The following is a 22,308-nucleotide window of genomic DNA, read 5'->3' on the forward strand; positions in this document are numbered from 1 at the left end:
GGGGCCGGTCAGCACATTCCGGCGGGCTCGGAGACCGTGCACCTGTTGCCCCGGAACGTGTTGCCCTGGCCGGTGTCACGGTTGGCCAGGTCGGCCGGGCCGTTGCGCAGCAGGACGTTGTCGCGGACCTCGTTGCGCTCGTTGAGGGCGCCCACGAAGCTCTTGAACAGCACGATGCCGCCGGACAGCGGGGACGTGCCCACGTTGTCCTCGATGCGGTTGCGTGTCACGAGGGAGTCCTCGGCGCCGGTGAGGACGATGCCCGAGCCCTGGAGGAAGGGCAGGCGCGCGGTCTTGGGGCAGGACTTGTTGTTGGCGTGGATGTGGTTCTGGCGCAGGGTCAGGGCGCCGACCCGCGGCTTGTTCTCGTCGCCGACGACGAACACGGCGGCGCAGTTGCCGGTCGCGTCGTTGCGGGCGACGGTCAGGTTCCGCAGCCGTCGTACGGTGACGCCGATCCGGTTGCCGCTCAGCCGGTTGCCGGCGATGAGGGTGTTCCCGCTGTCGCGGGCGCCCTCCTCGCTGTCGACCGTGTTGGAGACGAAGACACCGGCGTCGCCGTTGTCCCGGGCGGTGTTGCCGACGAGCGTGGCGTGGGCGGACCGCTCGGTGGCGATGCCCCACTGGCCGTTCTTCTCGGCGGTGACCCCGCGGACGGTCAGCCGGTCCGTCCCGGTGGCCCACAGTCCCTGCTTGGTGAAGCCCCGGAGGGTCAGCGCGGCCACGGTGACCCGGCGGACGGGACTGCTGTCCGTCCCGGCGACGCAGATGCCGTCGCCGGCCGTGGCGCACGCGCCGCCGGTGGCCGTGCCCGGGACGATGACGGTGTTGCGGGCGCCGGAGCCGCGCAGGGTCAGGCCCGACACGGTGATGCGGACGCTCTCGTGGTACGTGCCCGGGGAGACGACGACGGTGTCGCCCGGCTTCGCCGCGTCCACGGCCTTCTGGATGGATTCGCCGGCGCGCACCAGGTGCACCGACCGGTGGGTGGCCGAGGGGGCGGCGGCGCCCAGGCCGGACGCCGCTACCGCCGCCGCGCAGGCGAGGTGGGCCAACTGTCGTTTGGTCATAGGCCGAAGTTATGAAGGGGCGTTGCGGCCCGCCACCGGTGATCGCCCAGGTGGGCCCGCCCCTGTCACCGTGACGCGCCGAGCGGCGAGGAACGGTGCGCGAAGGCGACGGTGGAGAGGGCGGCGGGGAGCGGGCCGGATGACCGGTCCGGCGCTCGTTCGGGCGTTCGCCGCCCGGCGGGGTCCGTCACGACGCACGCCGCCCCGGCCGGAGAGTCCGGCCGGGGCGGCGTGTGCGGAGCTACCTCCGCGGAGTCGCCTCCGCGGGGTGACGCGTGGGTCAGGCGAGGGTCGCCAGCGCCTCGTTCCAGGTGGCCGACGGGCGCATGATCGAGGCGGCCTTGGCCGGGTCGGGCTGGTAGTAGCCGCCGATCTCGGCGGGCTTGCCCTGGACCGCGTTCAGCTCGTCGACGATCGTCCGCTCCTGCGCGGTCAGCACCTCGGCGAGCGGGGCGAACGCCTTGGCGAGCTCCGCGTCGTCGGTCTGCTGGGCCAGCTCCTTCGCCCAGTACAGGGAGAGGAAGAAGTGGCTGCCGCGGTTGTCGATGCCGCCGACGCGGCGGGTCGGCGACTTGTCCTCGTTGAGGAAGGTCGCCGTCGCGCGGTCGAGGGTGTCGGCGAGGACCTGGGCACGCGCGTTGCCCGTGGTGGTCGCGAGGTGCTCGAAGCTGGAGGCCAGGGCGAGGAACTCGCCGAGGCTGTCCCAGCGGAGGTAGTCCTCCTTGACGAGCTGCTGCACGTGCTTCGGCGCGGAGCCGCCGGCGCCCGTCTCGAAGAGCCCGCCGCCCGCCATCAGCGGGACGATCGACAGCATCTTGGCGCTGGTGCCCAGCTCCAGGATCGGGAACAGGTCGGTCAGGTAGTCGCGCAGCACGTTGCCGGTGACCGAGATGGTGTTCTCGCCGCGGCGGATGCGCTCCACGGACAGCTTGGTCGCCTCGACGGGGGACAGGACACGGATGTCCAGGCCCTCGGTGTCGTGCTCCGCCAGGTACTGCTCGACCTTCTTGATGAGCACGGCGTCGTGCGCGCGGGTCTCGTCCAGCCAGAAGATCGCCGGGTCGCCGGTGGCGCGGGCGCGGGTGACGGCCAGCTTCACCCAGTCCTTGATCGGGGCGTCCTTGGTCTGGCAGGCGCGGAAGATGTCGCCGGCGGAGACCGTCTGCTCCAGGACGACGTCGCCGGCCTGGTCGACGAGACGGACGGTGCCGGTGGTCGGCACCTCGAAGGTCTTGTCGTGGCTGCCGTACTCCTCGGCCTTCTGCGCCATGAGGCCGACGTTCGGGACGGTGCCCATGGTCGCCGGGTCGAAGGCGCCGTTGGCGCGGCAGTCGTCGAGGACGACCTGGTACACGCCGGAGTAGCTGCTGTCGGGCAGGACCGCGAGGGTGTCGGCCTCCTGGCCGTCCGGGCCCCACATGTGGCCGGAGGTGCGGATCATGGCCGGCATCGAGGCGTCGACGATCACGTCGGACGGCACGTGCAGGTTGGTGATGCCCTTGTCGGAGTCGACCATCGCCAGCTCGGGGCCCTCGGCGAGCTCGGCGTCGAAGGACGCCTTGATCTCGGCGCCCTCGGGCAGGGACTCCAGGCCCTTGTAGATGCCGCCGAGACCGTCGTTCGGGGTCAGACCGGCGGCGGCGAGCGTCTCGCCGTACTGCGCGAACGTCTTCGGGAAGAAGGCGCGCACCACGTGACCGAAGACGATCGGGTCGGAGACCTTCATCATCGTGGCCTTGAGGTGGACCGAGAACAGCACGCCCTCGGCCTTGGCGCGGGCGATCTGCGCCGTGAGGAACTCGCGCAGCGGCGCGACGTGCATGACGGACGCGTCCACGACCTCGCCGGCCAGGACGGGTACGGACTCGCGCAGCACGGTGGTGGAGCCGTCGTCGCCGACCAGCTCGATCCGCAGCGCGCCCGCCTCGGAGATCACCGCGGACTTCTCGGTGGAACGGAAGTCGTCGACGCCCATGGTGGCGACGTTCGTCTTCGAGTCGGAGGTCCACTTGCCCATGCGGTGCGGGTGGGTCTTGGCGTAGTTCTTGACCGACGCGGGGGCGCGGCGGTCGGAGTTGCCCTCGCGCAGCACCGGGTTCACGGCGCTGCCCTTGACCTTGTCGTACCGGGCGCGGATGTCGCGCTCCTCGTCCGACTTCGGGTCGTCCGGGTAGGCCGGGAGCGCGTAGCCCTGCGCCTGAAGCTCGGCCACGGCCGCCTTCAGCTGCGGGATCGACGCCGAGATGTTCGGCAGCTTGATGATGTTGGCCTCGGGCGTCTTGGCCAGCTCACCCAGCTCGGACAGGGCGTCCGCGATGCGCTGGTCCTCCTGGAGGTACTCCGGGAAGAGGGCGATGATGCGCCCGGCCAGCGAGATGTCACGGGTCTCCACAGTGACACCCGCCTGCGAGGCGTACGCCTGGACCACCGGCAGGAACGAATACGTCGCCAGGGCCGGGGCCTCGTCAGTGTGCGTATAGATGATGGTCGAGTCAGTCACCGGGTGCTCCGCTCCACGTCTGCAACATTGCTCGACATCAAGATATCTCGTGAGCGACCCGGCCTCGACAGGGGTCCGCGCCGCGGCGGCCCGAGGGCGACGGGAAACCGCCGCCCGTGTCGCACCGGGCCGGGCGGGGCCCAAGTGAAAGCGCGGACCGAAGTGAAAGCGGGAAAGGGTGAACCGGAGGCAACCGGGCTCCCTCCTCACGCGTACTGAGGGTGATCCCCTGCCGCGATACGGCGGCGGGCCTCCAGGCTCCCCGCCGCCCGAACGAAAGCGAATCATGAGATATCGCACCAGAGTGACGGCCCCCGCGGCCGCACTGCTCGGCACGGCCGCCGTGCTCGCCGCCGGATCCTCCGCCTCGGCGCGGTCCCAGGCCTTGCGACCCGGGGCCACCCCGGGCGCGGAGTCCCTCGGCGACTCCGTCTTCCCCTCCCTCGGGAACGACGGCTACCGCGTCGAGGCGTACCACCTCGACTTCGCGTACGACGCCACGACCCGTCTGGTCGACGCCGAGGCGACCTTGATGATCAGGTCGACCCAGGCCCTCTCGCGCTTCTCGCTCGACGCGCTCGGCCTGGACGTGCGGTCGGTGCGGGTCGGCGGCACCGCGGCCACCTTCGAGCAGGTGGACGAGAAGCTGCGGATCACCCCGGCCCGCACCCTGCCGGAGTCCTGCGCCGTCGCGGTCTGTGTCGAGTACGCCGCGGACCCGGCCAGGACCCTCCCGTACACCGCCTGGGTCCCCACCCCCGACGGATTCGCCGTGTGCCCCCAGCCGAACGCGGCGCACACCGTCTTCCCGTGCAACGACCACCCGCTGGACAAGGCGGACTTCAGCTTCCGCATCACCGTGCCGAGCACCCTGCGCGGCGTCGCGAGCGGCAGGCTGGTCCGCACGGAGAAACTGGACGGCGACCGGACCGCGTACACCTACCGCTCGGGTTCGCCGACGGCCACCGAACTCGTGCAGATCACGGTCGGCGACTACCTCGTCAAGGAGCGGCGGGGGCCGCACGGGCTGGGACTGCGGGACGTCGTCCCGACGGCGCGCGCCACCGCGCTGGAGCCGGCGCTCGCGCTCACCCCCGGCCAGCTCGACTGGCTGGAGCAGCGGCTCGGCGCCTACCCGTTCGAGACGTACGGGCTGCTGCCCTGCAACTCCGACGCCGCGAACGCCTTCGACTTCACGGGCCTGGAGACGCAGACGCTCACGCTCTACAAGCCGAACTTCCTGCTCCAGGAGGAGAAGAAGATCGGCTCGCACATGATGCACGAGCTGGTGCACTCCTGGTTCGGCAACAGCGTCAGTCCGGCCGACTGGGCCGATCTGTGGATCAACGAGGGTCACGCCGACTTCTACGGGCTGCTCTACCGCTACGAGCGCGGCTGGGCCGACTCGCTCGGACTGCTCACCATGGAAGACCGGATGAAGGACACGTACGCCAGGGGCGACCAGTGGCGGGCGTCCTCCGGGCCCGTCGCCGCGCCGAACGCCGTCAACCTCTTCGACAGCCAGCGCTACCTGGGCGGAGTCCTCGTCCTCTACGCGCTGCGCGAGGCCGTCGGCGAGGACGTCTTCAACCGTATCGAGCGCACCTTCCTGGAGCGCCACCGCAACGCGGCCGCGACCACCGCGGACTACATCGCGGTCGCCACGAAGATCTCCGGACGGGACCAGTCGGGCTTCCTGAACGACTGGCTGTACGGGACGAAGACACCGCGTATGCCCAACCACCCCGACTGGACGGTCACCCCGGTCGTGTCGGGTCAGGTCGCGCCTCGCCACCGTGAGCCCGGCCACTACCCGGACTCGTCCGCGACGCTCTGACCGCTCCGTCGACGAGCAGAGGCCGGGCGGAGAGGTTCCGCCCGGCCCCTTACGGTTCTCAGCGCTGTTGCGTGGCCTCGTGCCGGGCCTCGCGCTGGTGAGGGATGGCCGATTCCGGCAGGGGGGTGCCGCCGGGCTGGAGGGCGACCGTGCGGGCCGGGGACGGGATGCGGATGCCCTCGTCGCGATAGCGCTTGTGCAGGCGCTTGATGAACTCGTGCTTGATCCGGTACTGGTCGCTGAACTCGCCCACGCCGAGGATCACGGTCAGTCCGATGCGTGAATCGCCGAAGGTGTGGAAGCGGACGGCGGGCTCGTGGTCCGGGAGGGCTCCCGTGATCCCGGTCATCACCTCGGTCACGACCTCGTTCGTCACCCGCTCGACGTGGTCCAGGTCGCTGTCGTATCCGACGCCCACCTGCACGGTCAGCGTCATCTGCTGCTCGGGCCGGGTGAAGTTGGTCATGTTGGTGCCCGACAACTGGGCGTTGGGGATGATGACCAGGTTGTTGGAGAGCTGGCGGACCGTGGTGTTGCGCCAGTTGATGTCGACGACATAGCCCTCCTCGCCGCTGCTCAGCCTGATGTAGTCGCCCGGCTGGATCGTCTTCGAGGCGAGGATGTGCACCCCGGCGAAGAGGTTGGCGAGGGTGTCCTGGAGGGCCAGGGCGACCGCGAGACCGCCGACGCCCAGAGCCGTGAGCAGGGGCGCTATGGAGATCCCGAGAGTCTGCAGGACGACCAGGAAGCCGATCGCCAGCACCACGACCCGGGTGATGTTCACGAAGATGGTGGCCGATCCGGCGACACCCGACCGCGACTGGGTCACCGACCGCACCAGTCCCGCGATGAGCCGTGCCGCCGTGACCGTCGTGACCAGGATGAGCAGCACGGTCAGCGAGCGGCTGACCGTCCGTCCGACCGCCGAGGTCAGCGGCAGCACCGCGGCCGCCGAGGCGAGCCCGCCCACGATCGCCACCCACGGCACCAGGGCGCGCAGCGCGTCCACGATGACGTCGTCGCCGCTCCAGCGGGTGCGCTCGGCGTGCCTGCCCAGCCAGCGCAGCAGCATCCGCAGCAGGAACGCCGCCAGCAGCCCCGCGGCCACGGCTATGCCGGCGATCATCAGGTCGTCCAGGGTGACCGAACGCTTCATCGGTGACCTCCCGGGAGTCCGGGACCGGGGTGAGGGCCCGCGGGCCGTATGCGCTGCGTCGTCACTTGCCACCTGCTCGAATCCGGGAACACGCGATCATGCCCGGACAGGTGTTCGTCGTCCGGGGCGACCGCTCATCCTGCCGCATCCGGCTGCCCCTCCGTCACCAGCGGGGCGTACTCCCGCCATTGACCGGAACCGCCCGTCAACGCCCGTCCTGCGAGCACATGGTGACCGTTCTCCGCCTTCGCGCGGCTCTTCTCCGGCTCTTCTCCGACACGGGCCCCGCCCGCCCCCGCGCCCACATGGCCGGGATACGCCGTCGCCCCCGGCGCAGGCCCGACGGCGACGGCCCCGAGCGCCGGTCCCCGGCGTCAGGCCCCGTCGAACGAACCGTGTCGCCCGGCGCCCGACGAGAAGCGGGCCGCGCCCTCCATGCTCTCGTCCAGCACGTCCATGCCGTAGCGGAGTTCGGTGCGCAGGGCGGCCTTCTCGATCAGGCCCTCCTGGTCGAGGACCGAGGCGCGGTCGCTGCGCAGGCAGGCCTGCGGGAAGTCGGCGATCTCCGCCGCGAGCCGCTCCGCCTCGGCGCGGGCCCGGCCCACCGGGACCAGCCGGTTCGCGAGGCCCATCGCGTACGCCTCCGCCGCGGGGACCGCGCGGCCGGTGAGGATCATGTCCATCGCGCGGCTGGTGCCGATGAGCCGGGGGAGCCGCACGGTGCCCCCGTCGATGAGTGGGACGCCCCAGCGGCGGCAGAAGACACCGAAGACGGCGTCCTCCTCGGCGACCCGCAGATCGCACCAGAGCGCCAGTTCCAGACCGCCGGCCACCGCGTGCCCGGCGACGGCCGCGATCACCGGCTTGGTCAGCCGCAGCCGGGTGGGGCCCATCGGACCGTCGCCGTCCTCGGTGACCTGGTTGCCCCGCTCGGCACCGATGGCCTTGAGGTCCGCACCCGCGCAGAAGGTGCCGCCCTCGCCCCACAGCACCGCGACGCGCGCCGTCTCGTCGGCCTCGAACTTCTTGAAGGCGTCCGCGAGTTCCGCCGCGGTCGGCCCGTCCACCGCGTTGCGGGCCGCCGGCCGGGAGAGGACGACGGTGGTGACATGGCCCTGGCGTTCGATCCGTACCGGCATGGCACCGTCCCCTTCTCCGGCCGACGCGCCTCACCGCACGTCGTGGTCACTCCTCGGTACCACAGCTCGCCGGGGAGCGCACCGCCTCAGGGGGCCGCCCCCGGCTCAGATCACCTTCCAGCGCACCAGGGCCCCCAGCGTCAGCGCCCCCGGCAGCAACGGCACCCACACCGTGATGATCCGGTACGCCAGTACCACCGCCGTGGCCACCGCGACCGGACCGCCAGCCGCGACCAGCGCCACGGTCAGGGCCGCCTCCACCGAACCGAGGCCACCGGGCGTCGGCACCAGCGCGACCGCGACCGTCGCCGCGAGGTAGGCGATCACCATGTGCGCGGGTGACACCGGCAGGCCCAGCGCGCGGCCCACCGCCGCGAGCCCCGTGGCCTGGAGCAGCGGGAACGCGAGCGAGCCGCCCCACAGGGCGAAGGCGCGGGCCGGCCGGGTGTGCACGGAGCGGGCCTCGCCGAGCGCGGTGCGAAGGAAGGAGGCGACCGGCGTGCGCAGCCGTCGTACGAGCAGCAGGGTCGCCGCCGCGACGGCCGTCAGCAGCCCGATGCTCAGCAGCAGCGGCCCGACCGCACCGTCCGGGAGCAGACCGCCGAGGCGCAGGGCGCCGGGGAACGCGATCAGCAGACCGAGGAGCAGGCCGAGCCGGGCGATCGACTCGGCGAGCAGATACAGCGCGAGCGCGGCCGACGAGCGGGCGAGCGGAACCCCGCACACCGTCATGAACCGCAGATTGACCGCTCCGGCGCCCAGGCCGGTCGGCAGCAGATGATTGGCCGCGCCCGCCGCGAACTGGGTGGCGACCAGCCGGCGTGCGGGCAGCCGTTCCATGACCGCGCCCTGACGGGTCAGCGCCGCGGCCACCCAGGTCAGCGCGGTCGCGGTGGCCGCGACCGCGAGCCACGGCCACTCGGCGGACCGCAGATGGCCGAAGCCCTCGGCGAGGACGGACCGGTGGCGCACGGCCACCACCAGGACCAGGGCCAGCGGAAGCAGGCACAGGACCGGCCGGACGGCGGGGCGCAGGGCGAGGCGCCGGGGAAGCGCCGGCCTCGCTCGGGGGAGTCGTACGGTCGTCACATCGGGAGAGGTTTTCCACACCGCACCAACGTGAGGTTGCGGGCACGGGGACGGCGGCTGACACGCCGGGCAAGCTGCGGGAGGGGTGGCTCCGGCAGGTCCCGGGTTGACGCCGTCCCGCCCGTGCGGGTGTCCTCTCCGGGAACTCTTGACCTCAACGAAGCTTGAGGTTCTACCGTCTCTCCCATGAGCATGGAGAGCACGGCCTGGACCCAGCTGTACAGCGTGATGAACGCCCAGCGGGAACGCAGGCCCTTCGACCGCGCGACGCTGCGGCGCATCGCCGTCTTCGCCCGCCCGCACCGCCGCCGGATCGCCCAGTTCGTCCTCCTCAGCGTGGCGACCGCGCTGCTGGCCGTCGCGACACCGGTGCTCGCGGGGCACGTCGTGAACACCATCGTGTCCCACGGCGACGAGCGCACCGTCGTCCGCCTTGCCGTGCTCATCGCGGTCATCGCGGTCGCCGAGGCGGCGCTCGGGATCCTGAGCCGCCTGCTGTCGTCGACGCTCGGCGAGGGACTCATCCTCGATCTTCGGACGGCTGTGTTCGATCATGTGCAGCGCATGCCGGTCGCGTTCTTCACACGTACTCGTACGGGCGCGCTCGTCAGTCGACTCAACAACGACGTCATCGGAGCCCAACGCGCCTTCAGCAACACCCTGTCCGGAGTCGTCAGCAACGTGGTGACGCTGCTGCTCACGCTGGCCGTCATGCTCACCCTCTCCTGGCAGATCACCCTGCTCGCGCTCGTCCTGCTGCCCGTGTTCGTGCTCCCCGCCCGGCGCATGGGCAGCCGCATGGCCCGGCTCCAGCGCGAGGCCGCCGACCTCAACGCCTCGATGGGCACCCGCATGACGGAGCGCTTCTCCGCCCCCGGCGCCACCCTCGTCAAGCTCTTCGGCCGGCCCGGCCAGGAGTCCGTCGAGTTCGCCGCGCGCGCGGGACGGGTGCGGGACATCGGGGTGCGTACAGCGATGGCGCAGTCCGCCTTCATCACCGCGCTGACCCTGGTGTCGGCCCTGGCACTGGCCCTCGTCTACGGCCTGGGCGGCTGGTTCGCGCTGCGCGGCACCCTGGACGCCGGCGCCGTGGTCTCCCTCGCCCTGCTGCTCACCCGTCTGTACGCGCCGCTCACCTCGCTCGCCGGGGCGCGCGTCGAGGTGATGAGCGCGCTGGTCAGCTTCGAGCGCGTCTTCGAGGTGCTCGACCTGAAGCCGCTGATCGCGGAGAAGCCGGACGCCCGCGACGTCCCCGAGGGGCCCGTGGCCGTCGAGTTCGACGACGTCCGCTTTGCCTACCCCTCCGCCGACAAGGTCTCGCTCGCCTCGCTCGAAGAGGTCGCCGCCCTCGACACCCGGGGCGGAGCCGAGGTCCTGCACGGCATCTCCTTCCGCGCCGAACCCGGCCGGACCGTCGCGCTCGTCGGCTCCTCCGGCGCAGGCAAGTCGACCATCGCGCAACTCCTGCCGCGCCTCTACGACACCGACGCGGGCGCCGTCCGGATCGGCGGCGTCGACGTCCGCGACCTCAGCGCCGCGTCGCTGCGCGCGACCCTCGGCATGGTCACCCAGGACGGCCACCTCTTCCACGAGTCCGTCCGGGAGAACCTGCTCCTCGCCCGGCCCGCCGCGACCGAGGACGAACTGTGGGACGTGCTGCGCCGCGCCCGTCTCGACGCGCTGGTCGCCTCCCTGCCCGACGGCCTCGACACCGTCGTCGGCGAACGCGGCTACCGGCTCTCCGGTGGCGAGCGGCAGCGCATGACCATCGCCCGCCTGCTGCTCGCCCGCCAACGCGTCGTCATCCTCGACGAGGCCACCGCCCACCTCGACAACACCTCGGAGGCGGCCGTCCAGGAGGCGCTCGCCGAGGCGCTGGAGGGGCGGACCGCCGTCGTGATCGCACACCGGCTGTCGACCGTGCGGGCCGCCGACCTGATCCTCGTCGTCGAGGCGGGCCGGATCGTCGAGCGGGGCACCCACGAGGAACTGCTCGCCGTGCGGGGCCGGTACGAGGAGCTGTACCGGACGCAGTTCAGGACGGCGCGGGAGGACGCCCCGGAGCCGGAGCCGGCCGTGGCGGTGGAGGCGACCTCGTAGGACACCGCGGGAGGGGCGGCGTACGGAAGTCCGGGCGCAGGCCGCGTACGGGGACCGGGTGGGTGCCCGCCGAACCTCCGCGGACGTCCACCCGGTGTCCGGGTCGGTCCCGGTGCGCGGCGCGCACCGGGACCGACCCGTCCCTCCTGCCTCCCGCGGCGGTCGTCAGGCCGTGAAGCGGTGACTGCCGGAGCCGACCCGGTACACCGCGCAGCCGTCCTCCTTACGGACGTAGGCCGCCCGGGTGTGGGTGACCGCCTCGGGGCCGGCCGCCGGGATCCACACCTCGGCCGTCGTGTTGGCGGGCACGGCGCAGGTCAGGTCGAAGGTGCCCGAGCGCAGGCTCCACCGGGTGGAGACCGGACCGTGCACCGACGTGAACGTGGCCCGCGCCGAGGTGACGTCGCCGCCCGGGCGGGGCCGCACGACGATCTCCCGGTAACCCGGCCGGCCCGCCGAGATGCCGGCGATGTTCGCGTACATCCACTCGCCGACCGAGCCGTAGGCGTAGTGGTTGAACGAGTTCATGTCCGGTGTCTGGAAACTGCCGTCGGGCCGGATGGAGTCCCACCGCTCCCACATCGTGGTGGAGCCCTTGTCGATCTGGTAGCCCCAGCTCGGGAAGGAACGCTGCTGGAGCAGCCGGTAGGCGACATCGGTGTGCCCGGTGTCCGTGAGCACGGGCAGCAGCCGGGGTGTGCCGAGGAAGCCGGTCGACAGGTGCCAGTCCTTGGCGCGGATCAGATCGACGAGCCGGCCGGCCGCGGCGGTGCGCAGCGCGTCGGGCATCAGGTCCATCGACAGGGCGAGCACGTACGCCGTCTGTGTGTCGCCCTTCACCTTCCCGTCGGTGCCGACGTACGCGGTCCGGAACGCGTCGCGGACGCTCTCGAAGAGTCGGGAGGAGGGCGTGGCGTCCTTGCCCAGCTCCGTCGCCATCCGGGCGGCGAGGTCGGCGCTGTGCGCGAAGTACGCGGTGGCGATGACGTCCTTGGGAGTCTCGTCCGAGACGTTCAGCCAGTCGCCGTACCCGCCCGCCGGGCGCAGCAGCCCGTCGCTGTTGCGCTCCAGATAGGCCAGCCATGCCTGGACGGACGGCCAGGCGTCCTCCAGTACCTGCCGGTCGCCGTACGCCTGGTAGAGCGCCCAGGGGACCGTCACCCCCGCGTCGCCCCAGCCCGCCACACCGTTGCCGACCGTCCCGACCATCGGCGCGACGTCGGTGAACGCGCCGTCCGCGGTCTGCGCGTCGCGCAGGTCCACCAGCCACTTCGTCAGGAAGCGGGCCGACTCCATCGTGTAGGAGGCGGTCGGCGCGAACACGTTGATGTCGCCGGTCCAGCCGAGCCGCTCGTCGCGGGCGGGGGTGTCCGTCGGCACGGAGAGGAAGTTGCCGCGCTGTCCCCACGTGATGTTGCTGTGCAGCTGGTTGAGCATCGGGACGTCGGTCTCGAACTCGAGGGTGAAGGGCGCCGAGGTGTGCATCACGCGGCCGGTCACGGCCCGCGCCGAAGGGGTGCCGGGGAAGCCGGTGATCTCGACGTAGCGGAATCCGTGGAAGGTGAAGCGCGGTTCGTAGGTCTCCTCGCCGCCGCCCTTCAGGGTGTATGTGTCGGTCGCGGCGGCCGAGCGGAGGTTCGCGGTGTACAGGGTGCCGTCCGGGTTCAGCACCTCCGCGTGCCGGAGGCGCACGGTCGTCCCGGCCGCGCCGGACACCCGCAGCCGCACCGAGCCGACCATGTTCTGCCCGAGGTCGAACACGTGGACGCCCGGGGCCGGTTGCGTCACCTTCTCGGCCGGCAGCTCACCGGCGACCCGGACCGGGCCGTCCACCTGCGCGACGATCCGGGGCGGCGCGGCGTCACCCGCGGCGCGCACCGGCAGCCAGTTCCGGTCGTCGAACCCGGGCGAGGTCCAGCCGGAGGTCTCCAGCCGCGCGTCGTACGTCTCCCCGCCGAGCAGGTCGGCGGCGACGATGGGTCCGGCGGCGGCCCGCCAGTCCTCGCCCGACGTGATCCGCTCGCTCGTCCCGTCGCTGTACTCGACCTCCAACTGTGCGAGGAGCGCCGGGCGTTCACCGTACTGGTGGGGTCCGAACATGCCGACGTTGCCCGCGTACCAGCCCGGCGCCACCCAGGCGCCGAGGGCGTTGGCGCCGGGCCGCACGAGCGAGGTCACGTCGTAGGTCTGGTACTGGACGCGCTCGCGGTAGTCGGTCCAGCCGGGGGCGAGCTGGTCGACGCCCACCCGGCGGCCGTTGAGGTGCGCCTCGTACAGGCCGAGCGCCGTCGCGTACAGGCGCGCCCGGGCCACCTTCTTGCGGGGGAGCGTGAACGCGTGCCGCAGCTGGTTGGCGGCGAACGACGCCGGGACGACCCGCCCCCAGGGGCCGGCGCCCCACGCCGCGGCCACCTTCGCGGCGGGCCAGCCGCTGTCGTCGAAGCCGGTCTCCCGCCAGTCGGCCGCGGGTTCCGCGTCCGTCGCCTTCCAGGAGGTGTCGGTGACGATCCGCTGCTCGCCGGACGGCGTCCGCAGGTCGAGGACGGCGATCAGGCCCGCCGGACTCTCCGTGGCGTTGGTGGCCGCGACGGCGAGAACGTTGCGTCCGGGGCGCAGGTGGGCCAGGACCTCGACGACGGCCGGGCGGCGCCAGTCCTCGTTGTCGGTCGCCAGATCGGTGCGGGCCACCTCGGTGCCGTTCACCGAGAAGGCGTAGACGTTGTCGGCGGTGACGGCCACCTTCGCCGAGGTGACGCCGTCGGGGACGTCGACCACCCGCCGGAACCAGCGCGTGCCCTTCGGGGCCCCGCTCGCCGGATCCCCCTCGGCGAACCAGATCCACGAACCCCCGTCGAGGGACGGCGCGTCGGTGAGGGCGGCGGGAGCGGAGACCCAGGTCGCGGACCACTGCTCCGTGCCCATGAGGCCGGTCTCCCACCAGGACGGCGCGCTCCACGCGGAGACGCCGCCGTCGGTGTCCCACACCCGAACCGACCAGAAGTACCTTTTACGGGGCGCCAGTTGCGGTCCGGCGTACGGGACGAGGGCGGACTGGCCGGAGGTCACCCTGCCGCTGTCCCAGACGTCGGGCCGGGACAGGCCGGACGCGCTGGAGGCCACCCGGATCTGGTAGGCGCTCTGCCGCATCCCCGGGGTGTCCGAGGTCATCGGCCAGCTCAGCCGGGGGTGTTGGGCGTCGAGGCCCAAGGGGTTCTGCACGTATTCGACGGTCGGCGCCGTGACCCGCGCCCCACCGCGCTGCCCGGCCGCCGCGGACGCCGGTGCGGCCGCGGCCGCACCCGCTCCCGTGGCCGTCACGGCGACCGCGCCCGCGGCGCTCGCCAGGATGTTCCTCCTGCTGATCAATTGCGGCCCCTCACCTCGGAGTTGTGAATCGATTCACGTCGGTGAAGGTAGGGGTGTGGGAGGCGGGGGTCAATGAGTGTGCCGGGATTTCCTGTTGCTCGGCTGTACTGGCGTGATGTGTGGGGGAGGGTGGCCGGTTCGCGTCTCTGGGAAATTGAACGGTTTCAATCGGAGTCGACGGGCCCACGCACGGTGTCCGACCTGCGGGAGGCGGATCGGCCCGGCGTCCGGAGACCGGTGGGGTGTGAGGTCCGGTCAGCCGGCCGGAGCGAGGCGGCTCTCCGGGCCCACGGCGAAGCGCAACACCCCGAGCAGACGGGCGAGTTCGCCGAGTTCCGGCTCGGTGAGCGGAACGCCGACGAGGGCGTCGAGAGCGTCGGCGTACACGAGGGTCGCGTCGTCGAGCAGTCCGTGTCCCGCGGGGGTGACGTCGACCAGGCTGGAGCGCCGGTCCCGCGGATTGGAGCGGCGCCCGCACAGCCCGCGCCGTTCCAGCCGGTCGACGGCCTGGCTCGCCCCGCCCACGCTGAGGCCGAGCGCGTCGGCGACCTCCTGGACGCGGCAGAAGGGGGCCCGGCCGGAGGCTGTCAGCAGCACCCGGAAGCCGTTCAGGGACAGGCCGCACTCCTCGCGCAGACGCGTGTCGATGTCCTGGGACAGCAGGGCGCCGAGACGGGCGAGGTCCTCGAAGACCTGGTGCGGACGTGTGGTCACAGGGGTTCTCCCGGTCTGTCGGGCGGGGCGGCGCCGACGGCGGCCGCGGGGGTGGGGGAGCGGGTGGGGGAGGAGGAACGGGACGGGCGCGTGGCCCGGGCGGGGGGGGGGGGGCGCGGGGGGGGGGGGGGGGGGGGGGGGGGGGGGGGGGGGGGGTGGGGCCGGGGGGGGGGGGGGGGCCGGGGGGGGGGCCCGCCGGCCGCGGCGGGGCGGCGCCCCCCGCCCTCCGGTTCACGGCCGTCGCGCGTGCGCGAAACCGCGTCGGTGCCAGACCAGGCCACCCGAGTGCGCGGGCTCGCCGCCCACATCGGTCACCCGCCCCACCAGAATCGTGTGGTCGCCTCCTTCCAGGACGTCGTGGCGGACACACGTCAGGGTCAGGGACGCGTCCCGCAGGACGGGGGCCCGGCGGGACTCCGCCGCCAGCGGGACGTCGTCGAAACGGCGCTCGGCCGGCCGCATGAACCGGTTGACGAGGTGTTCCTCGCCGGGGCCCAGCAGGTGCACGGCGAAGTCCTCGGCGTCCGTCAGGGCGTCGTGCGTACGGGAGTTGCGGTCGAGGCAGACGAGGAACAGCGGCGGGCTGAGCGAGAGCGAGCTGACGGCGCTGGCCGTCAGACCGCGCGGCCTGCCCCGGTCGTCGTAGCAGGTCACGATGGTGACGGGGGCGGCCAGCGCCGACATCGCGGCGCGGAACGCCTCGGCGAGATCCTGGGCCGCGCCGGCCGACGGCTGGGCCGCGAGCAGCGCCGGAGTCACCGCGCCACCTCCAGAGGCCGGGCCGAACCCTGGAGCCAGCGGCCCTCGGGACGGCCGGAGAAGCCCGTACGGATGTCCCAGGACACGCGGCCGGCCTTGACCGTCGTCGTGAAGCGCCCGGTGAACGTCCAGCCCTCGTACGCGGACCAGCCGCACAGCGCCTGCACGTCGTGTGCGGAGAACTGCCAGCGCGCGGCCGGATCGAGCAGGGTCAGGTCGGCGTCAGCGCCCGGTTCGAGCCGCCCCTTGCCGGGCAGGTCGAAGAGCCGGGCGGGTCCCGAGCCCATGAGCCGGGCCAGATGCGAGGCGGCCTCGTCCGGACCGATCTCCCGGGTCCGCAGCCCCGTCCACACGGCCGTGGCGAGTTCCTGGACACCGGGCAGACCGGGCGGCGCGTCGGCCGGCGGACGGTTCTTCTCCTCCACCGTGTGCGGGGCGTGGTCGCTGCCGATGGAGGCGGCCTCGCCGTGCAGCACGGCCCGCCACAGACGCTTCTGGTCACGGCACTCGCGGATGGCCGGGGAGAGCCGGGTCCGCGGACCGCGCCGGGTGGTGTCGTCGTGCGTGAACGACAGGTGGTGGCCGGTCACTTCGAAGGTGAGGGGCAGCCCCTCGGCGGCGGCCGCCGACAGCAGATCGGCCTCCTCCGCCGACGACACGTGGAGGATGTGCGCCTTCGTGCCGTACTCCCGTACGAGATGCACGACCTGGGCGACGGCGACGATGCCTCCCGAGCGCGGCCGGTGCGGCTCGTACTCGCCGTACGAGTCCGGGGGGCTCGAACTCGCGTCGAGCAGGTCGAAGACATGCTGGTCCTCGGCGTGCAGCACGAGCCTGATCCCGCCCCGGGCCGCCGCGGCGAAGGCCCGCCGCAGCTGCTCGGCGTCCCGGAACACGACCGGCGCCGTGTGGTGGCCGGCCATGAACACCTTGGCCGAGGTCGCGATCCGCGGGTCGATGTCCGCCAGCAGCTCCGGACGGTCCGGGTCGGCGCCCAGATGGAAGCGGTAGTCGGCCCACGAAGTCCCCCGGATCACCTCGTCCTTGGCGATCAGAGCGGCCTCGTCCAGCGACGGCGGTCGGGTGTTGGGCATGTCGACCACGGTCGTTACGCCGCCGACGAGGGCGGCCCGGCTGCCGTGCTCCCAGTCCTCCTTGTACTCCAGACCGGGAGTGCGGAAGTGGACGTGGGAGTCGATCAGGCCCGGCAGCACGTAGCGGCCACGGGCGTCGAGGCGCGGGCCCGCGGGCAGCGGCTCGTCGGGGGCGAGCAGGGCCGCGACACGGCCGTCCCGGACGACCACCGTGCCGTCGCGGACACCGTCGGGGGTGACGAGCCGGCCGCCCTCGACGACCAGTTCGGCGGGAAGGTCCTCGGATGCGGGATTCAACGGTTCCACGTCAGACTCACCAGTTCCTTGCAGAGGTCGTTGGTCGGTCCCATCAGGGCGACGGCGCGCGCGTCGCGGCCGTAGCGGTTGATCTCGTTCGACGCGACATAGCCGGCCGAACCCAGCAGCCGCTCCACCGCGTTGACGACGCGTTCGGCGGCAGAGGAGGCGAAGAGCTTGGAGTGCAGCGTGGCGATCCCCGGGTCGGGAGCGGTACGCCGGCCGGTCCGCTCGACGACCGCACGCGCGGCCTCGACCTCGCCCGCGATGTCCACCAGCCGGTGGCGTACGGCCTGTTGAGCCGTCAGACCACGCCGCTCGGCGTGCTCATGGGCCAGATCGAGGGCCGCCTGCGCCAGGCCGACGGACACGGCACCGAGCGTGGCCCCGCTGTCCCGGACACCGGCGATGATCGAGGCCGCCGCGCCGACCGGACCCAGCCGCGCGGTGTCCGGCACGTGGCAGTCGTGGACCGAGACGAATCCGGTCGCCGAGCCGCGCATGCCGGTCAGCCGCAGCGAGGTGTCCGGCTCCAGTCCGGGCGTGTCCGCCGGTACGAGGAAGAACGTCTGGCCCGCGGAGCCGTAGCCGGTGTCGGGTGCGGCGTCCGCGGCGGGCTCCTCGGTCTGCGCCAGCACCAGGTAGATGTCGGCCAGGCCCGCGCTGGTGGTGAAGGACTTGGCGCCGTCGAGGACCCAGCCGCCGTCGGGCGTGCGGCGCGCGGTGGTGGACAGGTGCTTCTTGTTCGCGCCGGCACCCGTCTCGCTCCAGGCGGAGGCGGCGAGCCAGTCACCGCGGGCCAGTCGGGGCAGCAGCCGGCGGCGCAGGGCCGGACTGCCGTGTTCGAGGATGCGCGCGCTGACCGCGTAGTGCTGGAAGAGCATGATCGAGGCGGACGCGTTGACCTGGGCGACCTGTTCGACGGCCGTGTTCAGTCCGTGCGCGTCGGCGCCGGTCCCGCCGTACTCGTAGGGCAGGGCCAGACCGAGCAGACCGGTCTCGCGCAGCAGGGCCAGGGCCCGTCGGTCCGGTTCACCGCTCAGGTCGGCGTCCCGGGCACAGGCGGCGAGGCGCTCGCGGATCGCCGCGTTCGGACCGGTGGCCGGCGGGGGGAGGGGCGCGTCGGTGAGGGCCGGCGCGTCGGGCACGGTCAGGCTGTCTGCGGAAGCCATGACAACTCCTGGGAGGTGGGGGCGGGCAGGAAGTGGCCGCGGTAGTCGACCTGCTTCTCCGCGACGGAGATCCAGGCGAGCCGGCGGTCCTGGGGACCGCCCGTCGTGCGGGCCGAGGCGCGGACGGTGGCGCCCGGCGTGCGCAGGGCGAGCATGCCGTTCTCCGGCTGGTCCGCCGCGCCGGACAGCAGGTGCGGGATCGTGCCCTCGACGGCGGCGCCCGCGGCGAGGCAGGTCGCCCCGGTGAGGGCCACGGTGGGGTGCCAGGACGGTACGGAGATGGCGCGGACGGCGAGGGCGCCGGGACCGTCGGGGAGCAGCGCGGCCACCTTCGGGAAGGCGCCGCCGGTCTCCCAGCCCAGCGCCCGGCAGACGGCCAGCCGCAGCCGGGTCATCCGGTCGAACAGCACGGGGTCGTCGGCGAAGAGCTCCTCGACCGTGCGGACGCCCAGCTCGGCGGCGTTCACGAAGAGGTACGGATTGCCCATCGAGACCAGGGAGACCGGCACCGTACGGCCGTCGAACCGGATGCCCGTGACCGGCTCACCCGTGATCAGGAGCTCGTCGACCGGGCGCGGCGGCGAGCAGAGGAAGTGCGCCGTGAAGCGGGTGCCTCCGTCGGAGGTCTCCTCCGCCTCGCACACCACGTTGTCCCCGTTGTTGAGCACGTTGACCCGGACCCGGCAGCCCGCCACGAGGGGCTGGATCATGCCGGTGCGCGCCGCCGCCTCGACCGCGGCGAGGATGGAGTGCCCGCAGGAGCCGCGCAGGTCGAAGCTGTCGAGACGGTCCGGCATCGACTGGACGAAGCGGTAGTCCAGGTCGAACAGAGGGTGCCGGGAGGGCTGGACGAGAGCGTTCTTCAGGACGTCCGCGGCTCCGTGGTCGGCGAGCGCGGCCCGTAACTCGGTGAGCCGGGCGAGCAGTTCGGGCTCGGAGGCGGGCAGGGTGCGCGCGTCCAGCACGGCGGTGGGGCACGGGGTGCCGTGCGCTCGGGCCAGGCTGACGGTCATGCCGCCGCCTCCTGGAGGACCCGCGCCGGCGTGTGCAGGGTGAGCGGGGCCCCGGCGGTGGCTCCCGCCGTCGCGAAGAACTCCTGGCGCCACAACTGGTGCGACATCAGGGACCACAGGGCCAGCGAGACGGTGTCGCTGGGCCGGGTGGCCTGCTCGTCGAAGAGCGCCTCGACCCGCTCGGGGCGGATGCGTCCGTCGGCGCGCAGCGTCCGGGGGGACAGCACGTCGCGGGCGAGGGTCCACAGGCCCTGACCGGGCGCGAGCATCGCCGTGACCGGCAGGGTGAACGGCTGCTTGGGGCGTTCCAGCACGCTGCGCGGGATCAGGCCCCGGGCCGACCGGTACAGGGCACGCTTCACCCCCTGGCCGGGCACGAGCCGTTGCGCGTCGGTGAGCGTGGAGGCGAAGCGGACGACGGAGGGCTGGCAGAACGGCAGCCGCACCTCGACCGAGCTGGCCATCGACAGGTGGTCGACGCGGCGCAGGTGGTAGGCCGGCAGCCGGTAGCGCTGCTCCACCGCGCCGATGCGCTGAAGCCGGGTGCCGGGGCTGCTGTGCAGGATGCGCCGGATGTCGGCGGGCAGGGAGGAACCGACCGCGTTCACGGAGAAGGCGTACTCGTCGGTGTACAGGCTCTCGCGCAGGGACCGCGGGACGGCGGCGAGGTGGTCGAGGTAGTCGTCGATCCAGTCCGATCCGTGGTGCGCGGCCACCGCCTGCGTCATGCGGGAGTAGCCGCTGAAGAGCTCGTCGGCCGCGTCGCCGGTCAGGGCGACCTTGAAGCCGGCGTCGCGGACCGCCCGGAACAGGGAGAACGTGGACAGGGTGATCGGATCGGCGTTGGGCTGTCCGAGGTGGCGCACCACGTCGGTCATCAGGTCGGGGAAGGTGGCCGGATCGATCTCGACCTGGTGGTGCCGGGTGCCGGCGGCGCGGGCGACCTCGGCGGCGTAGGCGCGTTCGTCGCTGGGCCAGGTGCCGGTGTACGCGATGTTGAAGGTGTGCAGGCTCCCGAGGCCCCCGCCGGCGCGCAGTGCCTCGGCGGCCAGAGCCGTGACGAGGCTGGAGTCGAGCCCGCCCGAGGTGACGGCCGCGACCGGGGCGTCGGCCACCAGGAGGCGTGACACCTCCTCGAAGAGCAGGGCGCGCAGCTGGTCGCCCGCCTCGTCCAGGGTGCGGTCCTTGTCGGGGCGCAGTCCCCGCTCGTGGGCCATGGGCCGCTGCTTGACGCGCAGCCCGTCCCGGTGGCTGAGGACGGCGGTGGCGGCCGGCGGCATGACCTGCACACCGCGGAACATGGTGCGGTCGCCGAACGGCGTCTTCGACGTGAGATAGGCGTCGAGACCTGCCTCGTCCTCCTCCGCCCGCACCCCGGCGAAGCCGAGGAGGGCGGGCAGTTCGGAGGCGAAGTGGAAGCGGCCGGTGGCCTGTTCCCAGTGGTAGTAGAGCGGCTTCATGCCCGAGTCGTCGGTGGCCAGCACCATGCGGGGCGTGCTCCGCAGGTCCATGACGGCGACGGAGTACATGCCGTCCAGGTGCTCGGCGAACCGGTCCCCGTACGTCAGGTACAGCGCGGGCAGGATGGAGCCGTCGCACTGGTCCTCGAAGTGGAATCCCAGCCCGGTCAGGCGTTCGCGCAGCTCACGGTGGTTGTAGATCTCACCGTTGAACACGACGGTGACCCGGCCGAGGTGGTACGGCTGCGCGCCGCCCTCGGGGTCCATGATGGACAGCCGGTTGTTGCCGAGCGCCCAGTCGGACCGGTGCGCGACACTCTGGGCGTCGGGACCGCCGTGGTGCATCAGGTCGGCGACACGGCGCAGTTCGGCCTCGTCGGAGTGGATGTTGAAGGTTCCGTATATGCGGCACACGCTGCGTTCACCTGACCTGTGAGGAGTGACCGGCGGCGGAGTAGAGCGCCGGGTCGTAGGGGCTGGGGCCACCGCAGGTGACGAAGCGGCGGGCGGTGGGACCGGTGTGGGGGTTGCGGGCGCCGTGCAGGACCCCGGGCGACGCGTAGAGCACGTCTCCCGCGGCGACGTCGATCCAGCGGTCGCGCAGGTACATCTGGCCGACGCCCTCGAAGGCGATGAACGCCTCGTCGCTGTCGGGGTGGAGGTGGACGCTGAAGGTCTCGCCCGGCTGCTGGATGCCGCAGTGCAGACACAGCCGGCTGCTGCCGGTGCCGGGCCAGAAGACGAAGTTCATGGTCGCCCGGCGTTCGGCGGCGTCGATCTGTCCCGTCCCGCCGAAGCCGCGCAGCTGGGTGGTCTCGTCCCAGAGGGAGGAGTGCAGGACGGGCGCGCCGCCGACGGGGGCTCCCGCGAGCGGGGTGCGCCACACGTACGCCGTCATTCCGCCGGCGTCCGCGCTGAGGGCGAGGGCCTGGCCGGTCGGGGCGTAGGCGGCCGAACCGCGTTCTACGGGACGGGAGTTGTCGCCGACGGCCGCGGTCCCGGTGCCGGAGTACACCACGACGGTGTTCTCCTCGGCCGCGCTGTGCTCGGGGGTGTACGACTCACCGGCGGCTATCCGGACGATGTGGAGGGTGACATGGGTGGCGCCGGCGGCCGGGCTGACCGGGGTCGCCACCGTGGTAAGGGCGGTGGGGTCGGCCCCGGCGACGGGGAGGAACACGAACTCCGCCGCGGTGATGATGCGGGCGTCGCCGAGGGCGGTGGTGGGAGCTTCGGTGGATGGGGGCATGCCGGTGGCTGCTTCCTGTGTTCGAGGGCCGGCGCGGTGGCGTCGGCCTGCCGGTGCTGTGGGGGAGCGCGGGCGGTTCCCGGCGGAATCTCGCCGGCCGCCGGCGGCGGGAGCGGATCGTGCGGCCCGTCGCACGCGAGCGGAGCGGTGCCGGATGGCCGGGGTGTCACCACTGCGTGGTCGTGGACCGGTTGCTCGGTGGAGCCGGGGCGGCGGCCGGTGCGGTCGCCGCGGTCGTTCTTCCTTCTCCTGTCGAAGGTTCGCGCGGGGGGTTCCCGGTCGTGTCCCACGTC

The 22,308-nt window shown here is 72.7% G+C and carries 15 protein-coding genes; 2 read left to right on the forward strand and 13 right to left on the reverse strand.

Annotation, left to right across the window (positions count from 1 at the left end):
* Positions 1 to 8: 8 nt before the first annotated feature.
* Positions 9 to 1,070 carry a right-handed parallel beta-helix repeat-containing protein gene (locus tag ABZT74_RS33850; RefSeq protein WP_356441211.1) on the reverse strand — a complete coding sequence of 354 codons (1,062 nt, stop codon included), beginning with the start codon at positions 1,068 to 1,070 and terminating at the stop codon, positions 9 to 11.
* 280 nt (positions 1,071 to 1,350) lie between these two features.
* The gene (locus ABZT74_RS33855) at positions 1,351 to 3,570 is read right to left on the reverse strand and encodes an NADP-dependent isocitrate dehydrogenase (protein WP_356441214.1); all 2,220 of its coding nucleotides are present in this window, start codon (positions 3,568 to 3,570) and stop codon (positions 1,351 to 1,353) included.
* A 286-nt stretch (positions 3,571 to 3,856) separates the two neighbouring features.
* Between ABZT74_RS33855 and ABZT74_RS33860 the strand changes: the two genes are divergently transcribed.
* On the forward strand, positions 3,857 to 5,407 hold the full coding sequence (locus ABZT74_RS33860) for a M1 family metallopeptidase (protein WP_356441217.1): 1,551 nt from the start codon (positions 3,857 to 3,859) through the stop codon (positions 5,405 to 5,407).
* 58 nt (positions 5,408 to 5,465) lie between these two features.
* On the opposite strand, the gene ABZT74_RS33865 is transcribed toward ABZT74_RS33860, so the two are convergent.
* The 3 genes from ABZT74_RS33865 to ABZT74_RS33875 form a co-directional block, all read right to left on the reverse strand.
* Positions 5,466 to 6,563 carry a mechanosensitive ion channel family protein gene (locus ABZT74_RS33865; protein ID WP_355871047.1) on the reverse strand — a complete coding sequence of 366 codons (1,098 nt, stop codon included), beginning with the start codon at positions 6,561 to 6,563 and terminating at the stop codon, positions 5,466 to 5,468.
* Positions 6,564 to 6,937: 374 nt separating this feature from the next.
* Positions 6,938 to 7,702 carry a crotonase/enoyl-CoA hydratase family protein gene (locus ABZT74_RS33870; RefSeq protein ID WP_356441220.1) on the reverse strand — a complete coding sequence of 255 codons (765 nt, stop codon included), beginning with the start codon at positions 7,700 to 7,702 and terminating at the stop codon, positions 6,938 to 6,940.
* Between the two features lie 105 nt (positions 7,703 to 7,807).
* The gene (locus tag ABZT74_RS33875) at positions 7,808 to 8,737 is read right to left on the reverse strand and encodes a lysylphosphatidylglycerol synthase transmembrane domain-containing protein (RefSeq protein WP_356441247.1); all 930 of its coding nucleotides are present in this window, start codon (positions 8,735 to 8,737) and stop codon (positions 7,808 to 7,810) included.
* Between the two features lie 246 nt (positions 8,738 to 8,983).
* Between ABZT74_RS33875 and ABZT74_RS33880 the strand changes: the two genes are divergently transcribed.
* Positions 8,984 to 10,891, forward strand: a complete 1,908-nt coding sequence (locus tag ABZT74_RS33880; RefSeq protein WP_356441250.1) for an ABC transporter ATP-binding protein — start codon at positions 8,984 to 8,986, stop codon at positions 10,889 to 10,891.
* Between the two features lie 165 nt (positions 10,892 to 11,056).
* Here the strand turns inward: ABZT74_RS33880 and ABZT74_RS33885 are convergent, their stop codons facing one another.
* The 8 genes from ABZT74_RS33885 to ABZT74_RS33920 form a co-directional block, all read right to left on the reverse strand.
* Complete coding sequence (locus tag ABZT74_RS33885; RefSeq protein WP_356441223.1) at positions 11,057 to 14,257, reverse strand: alpha-L-rhamnosidase; 3,201 nt, start codon at positions 14,255 to 14,257, stop codon at positions 11,057 to 11,059.
* Between the two features lie 255 nt (positions 14,258 to 14,512).
* Positions 14,513 to 14,971: a MarR family winged helix-turn-helix transcriptional regulator gene (locus tag ABZT74_RS33890; protein ID WP_356164478.1), complete on the reverse strand. Its 459-nt coding sequence runs from the start codon at positions 14,969 to 14,971 to the stop codon at positions 14,513 to 14,515.
* Between the two features lie 231 nt (positions 14,972 to 15,202).
* Positions 15,203 to 15,730 (reverse strand): flavin reductase family protein, encoded by a 528-nt coding sequence (locus ABZT74_RS33895; RefSeq protein ID WP_356164476.1) that lies wholly within the window; start codon positions 15,728 to 15,730, stop codon positions 15,203 to 15,205.
* Positions 15,727 to 17,130 carry a dihydroorotase family protein gene (locus ABZT74_RS33900; RefSeq protein WP_356441226.1) on the reverse strand — a complete coding sequence of 468 codons (1,404 nt, stop codon included), beginning with the start codon at positions 17,128 to 17,130 and terminating at the stop codon, positions 15,727 to 15,729. Before ABZT74_RS33900 ends, ABZT74_RS33895 begins: the two co-directional genes overlap by 4 nt.
* A complete protein-coding gene (locus ABZT74_RS33905; protein WP_356164472.1) occupies positions 17,118 to 18,293 on the reverse strand; it encodes an acyl-CoA dehydrogenase family protein in 1,176 nt (391 codons plus the stop codon). The genes ABZT74_RS33900 and ABZT74_RS33905 overlap by 13 nt, the downstream gene beginning before the upstream one ends.
* Positions 18,272 to 19,306 carry a PrpF domain-containing protein gene (locus tag ABZT74_RS33910; protein ID WP_355871067.1) on the reverse strand — a complete coding sequence of 345 codons (1,035 nt, stop codon included), beginning with the start codon at positions 19,304 to 19,306 and terminating at the stop codon, positions 18,272 to 18,274. The genes ABZT74_RS33905 and ABZT74_RS33910 overlap by 22 nt, the downstream gene beginning before the upstream one ends.
* A complete protein-coding gene (gene asnB / locus ABZT74_RS33915) occupies positions 19,303 to 21,180 on the reverse strand; it encodes an asparagine synthase (glutamine-hydrolyzing) (protein ID WP_356441229.1) in 1,878 nt (625 codons plus the stop codon). Before asnB ends, ABZT74_RS33910 begins: the two co-directional genes overlap by 4 nt.
* A gap of 7 nt (positions 21,181 to 21,187) precedes the next feature.
* Positions 21,188 to 22,015 carry a cupin domain-containing protein gene (locus ABZT74_RS33920; RefSeq protein ID WP_356441232.1) on the reverse strand — a complete coding sequence of 276 codons (828 nt, stop codon included), beginning with the start codon at positions 22,013 to 22,015 and terminating at the stop codon, positions 21,188 to 21,190.
* Positions 22,016 to 22,308: the final 293 nt, after the last annotated feature.

This window comes from Streptomyces sp. NPDC005302, from assembly GCF_040607345.1.
In the GTDB taxonomy this organism is placed as follows: domain Bacteria; phylum Actinomycetota; class Actinomycetes; order Streptomycetales; family Streptomycetaceae; genus Streptomyces.

Coding starts and splice junctions, on each gene's coding strand:
- ABZT74_RS33865 (WP_355871047.1), bottom strand. CDS start 6,563: ATGAAGCGTTCGGTCACCCTGGACGACCTGATGATCGCCGGCATAGCC.
- ABZT74_RS33920 (WP_356441232.1), bottom strand. CDS start 22,015: ATGCCCCCATCCACCGAAGCTCCCACCACCGCCCTCGGCGACGCCCGC.
- ABZT74_RS33850 (WP_356441211.1), bottom strand. CDS start 1,070: ATGACCAAACGACAGTTGGCCCACCTCGCCTGCGCGGCGGCGGTAGCG.
- ABZT74_RS33870 (WP_356441220.1), bottom strand. CDS start 7,702: ATGCCGGTACGGATCGAACGCCAGGGCCATGTCACCACCGTCGTCCTC.
- ABZT74_RS33860 (WP_356441217.1), top strand. CDS start 3,857: ATGAGATATCGCACCAGAGTGACGGCCCCCGCGGCCGCACTGCTCGGC.
- ABZT74_RS33910 (WP_355871067.1), bottom strand. CDS start 19,306: ATGACCGTCAGCCTGGCCCGAGCGCACGGCACCCCGTGCCCCACCGCC.
- ABZT74_RS33880 (WP_356441250.1), top strand. CDS start 8,984: ATGGAGAGCACGGCCTGGACCCAGCTGTACAGCGTGATGAACGCCCAG.
- ABZT74_RS33905 (WP_356164472.1), bottom strand. CDS start 18,293: ATGGCTTCCGCAGACAGCCTGACCGTGCCCGACGCGCCGGCCCTCACC.